Raw genomic sequence first — 4,131 nt, forward strand, 5'->3', positions numbered from 1 at the left:
CTGTATTTAATAGCAATTCGGATCTGATTCTGCAACCCCTATTTTTATGAAATTTACGTTATAGCCCTAAAGGCTAAAAGGTTGCCCTAAAGGCAACCAAAACCTTTGTTTTCAAGAGTTTTAATTACCGCAACTATAAGGTTAATAATATGTAAATCAATCTCTTTTTTATTTGCGTTTTTGAAATAGCACCAATTGCCTTTATATTGCGATTTGTAACTCCTCCCTCAACATCGTAAACAGTAGAAGACCTCGACCACACAAAGTACATTGTGATCGAGGTCTTCTACTACTGGTTTCGGTCGGGTCACGATGTAATTATAAATAATGATTTGTTGAGGGTTTATTAGTTAAGTGCTACTATTAATAACAAAGAAGTAAAGAAACCAAGAAATAGGAAAGTAAAGAAATTGGGTATACAAATAGAATGGAGGGACATAACTTATGGTAATGGCGGAAAAAAAATTGGAGAGATTGACGATGTCTAAATCAAAACGTCCAAGAAAAGTAAAGCGAGTTTCAGTTTCAAGTAAAAGACAAATTAGCATTCCAAAAGAATTTTATGAAAAACTAAACATTAGTGAGGAAGTTACACTAGAGCTTTACGGCAATCATTTAGTTGTAAAACCTGTTCATGATGGTTTTGATGATTTTTCTGAAGAAATTTTGGCTGATCTTATTAATGAAGGTTATGGTGGTATGGATTTAATAGCTGAATTTAAAAATCGTAAGGCGCAATTAGGAAATGCTATAGATTCTCTGATTGCTGAGACTGCTAAGACGGATACTGTTAAAATTGATGATCTTTTTGAGGGTAATGATAATGAGTAATTTTGAACTGAAAGTATCACCAGCAGCAAAGAAATTTTTAAAAAAACTGAAAGACAAGCGATTACAACAGAAGTTTCGTTTAGCTTTACAAGATATCCAGCTGGATCCATTCGGTGAAGGTGAACAAAAGAAAGGTGATCTAGCTGGTGTGTATGGTTATGACATTAAACATAATGGTATTAACTATGAAATAGCTTATAGCATTCAAGAAGATGATGAAGGAAACTTAGTATTAGTTATCTTAGCTGGAACTAGAGAACAATTTTATAAAGAATTAAAAGTTTATATAAAAGCATCAAAAATACATAAAAAGTAACTTTGAAACTTCCTCAGACAACTGGTGGAGGTTTTTTATTTTTGTGAAGCATTTATATTTCACATAATCAAGTATTATTGGTTGTTTCAAAAGGCTACGAATCATTGGTATTATTGGCTTTTTGGAACAACCAATTTTTATTTAAACTATAAAAGAAAGCTTATTAGTTCTCTTAAATAATGACTTCTTTAAATTCATCTCAAATAGCCTTTTTTTCATATTTATAAATGTTATCATAGGTTTTGAGGATTTGGACTTAAAGAGACTTTAATATACTAAAATGAAAGACTCACAAAAAGGAGATACTACATATGAAAACACTTAAAAAATTTATTTTCTTTATTATTATTTATAACTTAATATTTATATTGATTTTAAACTTACAGTACATATACAGATTCGGTATGGAGGAAAATTTCTTATCATCGTTCATATATTCTTCAATATTACCTTTTGTATTTTCTTTTCTACCTTTCTCCTGCTTTGCCTTTAGTTTTCTTATTTTAAATAAATTTTTTAAACAGGATTTACTAATTAAGTCAGTTTTAACTGGTCTAATTACCGTTATCTTATCCTTCACTTTTATGGAAATAATAACCCATAACCATATCTTTTCATTACTAACTGTTATTAGTACTGTTTTAACTCTTTTATTATTTTTCTATAGGTATCGGTAAAACTATTGTTTTCTGAGAGACCAGTAAAACTCAAAAAATACCAAAATACAACAAATTGTTATTTGATTATATCTTTTATATAAAATTTATGTTACCATCCATAATGTGTAAAAAATAACATTAAATGGATGGTGGCATAATGAAGAAAAGAACTTTATCAGGATTATTATTATCTTCTGTATTAGCGCTTTCAATCGCGAATCCGGCTTCAGCAGACGAAAAAGATTTAAAAGTAGAGATTGAACCTAGTGACAAACAAATTACTTTAGATTGGAACGATACTGGTGCAACTTACAAGATTTTCGATAATAAAAAGTTAATTTGGGAAGGGGTTAAATCGGAAGCAGTAATCTCAAATTTAAAATCGAAACATTTATATAGTTTTAATCTAGTTTCTTTTGATGAGAATAATAAAGAAAATTATGCAACAAAAATTAATACACAAACAGCAGCAGCGGAAAATAAGTCTATTAACTTTTTAACTGCTAATAATACTCCTTCAATTGATGAAGGTTTCATAGATGCTGTAGTGAATTCAGATAATATCTTTTTAAAATTACGGAACTCTATTATTGATGAGCATGATGGTAAAGTAGAAATCTATAAGAATAATAAGTTAGTAAGTACAACTACTGAAAAGAATTATACTGACACAGACGTTTTAGAAGGAAAAACCTATAACTATAGGTTTGTATTAAGGAAAAAACTTTCAAATGTTGAGATTGAAAAAGCAAAACAATATTTAAATGAAAATAATATTGAGATTACTCCTGAAATTAAGGAAGAAGTATTTTATGAACCTTACGAATACACAAAAGTAGTTACTGTACCGGAGGATTCTCAAATAACAACATTTTGGTCACCACCAGCAGACCCTGCTGCAAACCAAATTGGGTTTATGTATCGTACCTTTATTCCAAACAAATTTGTACCAGCAAGGTCCTTAGTGGACGGATGGACAAGTGGTTACCAGTTCGGAGGAGATAATCGCGGCTTTAGTTTTAATGGTGGAACAGCCAGAACTACAGCTGAGGCTGTTGTCACGTTTACTTCTTCAAGCTCTAAGTTAAACACAAGAAAAGAAATTGCATCTTCTCATTTGTATAATTCAAGTGGTAGACTCTTAGAATCGTCACCAGGAAAAGGTAGCATTACTTTTGACAGAGGACTTACAAATAAAGATCAGTTGTTTTTCCGAATAGATCATAGTGCTGCGGTTGGTTTTTCAGATGCTCCTCAGTGGATTACTCCAGATATTGATTACACTGTTGGTATTAATGCATATAGAGATGGCAGTATTTCAGCTAGTGGAACAAGAGATCAAGCGCCAAACCATGAATTCTATATATACTCACCATATTCAAGTTTTATAGTTCCACTATTTCAAGCTACTAATAAAGGATTCAGTTATTTAGCTCCTATTTTTCCAAATGCGTCTATTAATATAAGTAGACAGTAATTTAAATTAAAGTTAGCCCAATGTGGCTAACTTTTTTTGTAGAATGGGCCTATTTTATTTCTAACCACAAGCTGCTTTTTGAAAAAATATAAAATTAACGTATAAAATTTCCATTTTATTGGTGGTACTTCCTAAAGAGAATGAATCGCTTGAGGATTATATTGACTTTAGCTTCTTTGTTTATGAAGAAAACGAGTAAATGTTTATTTGTTCAGAATACAAAATTAGTTAACATAAAGTTGATTATAGGGAAGTACCTATTAGTTGAATCCTCAAATCTGGTCAAATTCGGCCAAATTTGGGGATTTTTCTTTTGGGAAATAGTTAAAAAAGAGGGGGTTTTTGAAAAACGACAATCTTTCCTTTTCTTCGATTTGCTCCAGATCTCTCTATCATTTTAAAAAGGTTATTTTCTATTAAAGATAGAATGTAAAAAGAGAGGTGATAAACGCGATGGTAAACACAAATACGTTTGGTTATTTTGCGAAGGATGTTGCGGTTGATTTAGAAATAACAACGTCTACGTTAAGAAGATGGTCACTTGAATTAGAAAAGTTAGGTTATGTCTTTGAACGCAATGAAAAAGAGCAACGCATTTACTATGAACGTGATTTTAAAGTGTTTAGGGAATTAAAAAAGTTGCTTTCTAATTCCGTTTCGTTTACAGACGCGACAAAGGCTGTTGTGGCAATGGATATAGAGAACAAAAACGCAGTCATAACACCTAGCGTTTTCCATGATGAAGTACGTTTATCGAAGCAGGAATTACAAGACCTTGTACATAAAGCAGTCAAAGAAGCAGTGGAAGAAGAAAGAGAATCAATGTTTAAAGCTTTTGAGCAGAAAAT

4 protein-coding genes are annotated in these 4,131 nt (G+C 31.1%); all 4 read left to right on the forward strand.

What is annotated here, in order from left to right; translation table 11 throughout:
• Positions 1 to 444: 444 nt before the first annotated feature.
• Positions 445 to 831: an AbrB/MazE/SpoVT family DNA-binding domain-containing protein gene (locus ACFSUL_RS21275; RefSeq protein WP_377938363.1), complete on the forward strand. Its 387-nt coding sequence runs from the start codon at positions 445 to 447 to the stop codon at positions 829 to 831.
• A complete protein-coding gene (locus ACFSUL_RS21280) occupies positions 824 to 1,147 on the forward strand; it encodes a type II toxin-antitoxin system RelE/ParE family toxin (RefSeq protein WP_377938365.1) in 324 nt (107 codons plus the stop codon). Before ACFSUL_RS21275 ends, ACFSUL_RS21280 begins: the two co-directional genes overlap by 8 nt.
• Positions 1,148 to 1,963: 816 nt before the next feature.
• Positions 1,964 to 3,283, forward strand: a complete 1,320-nt coding sequence (locus ACFSUL_RS21285; RefSeq protein WP_377938367.1) for a DUF3238 domain-containing protein — start codon at positions 1,964 to 1,966, stop codon at positions 3,281 to 3,283.
• Between the two features lie 453 nt (positions 3,284 to 3,736).
• On the forward strand, positions 3,737 to 4,131 hold a 395-nt coding region (locus ACFSUL_RS21290; RefSeq protein WP_377938369.1), incomplete at its 3' end, for a MerR family transcriptional regulator.

The organism is Bacillus seohaeanensis, assembly GCF_042684945.1.
GTDB lineage: Bacteria > Bacillota > Bacilli > Bacillales > Bacillaceae_B > Rossellomorea > Rossellomorea seohaeanensis.

Excerpts from the sequence above, each read along its gene's own strand:
- ACFSUL_RS21275 (WP_377938363.1), top strand. The coding sequence starts at position 445 with ATGGTAATGGCGGAAAAAAAATTGGAGAGATTGACGATGTCTAAATCA.
- ACFSUL_RS21280 (WP_377938365.1), top strand. The coding sequence starts at position 824 with ATGAGTAATTTTGAACTGAAAGTATCACCAGCAGCAAAGAAATTTTTA.
- ACFSUL_RS21285 (WP_377938367.1), top strand. The coding sequence starts at position 1,964 with ATGAAGAAAAGAACTTTATCAGGATTATTATTATCTTCTGTATTAGCG.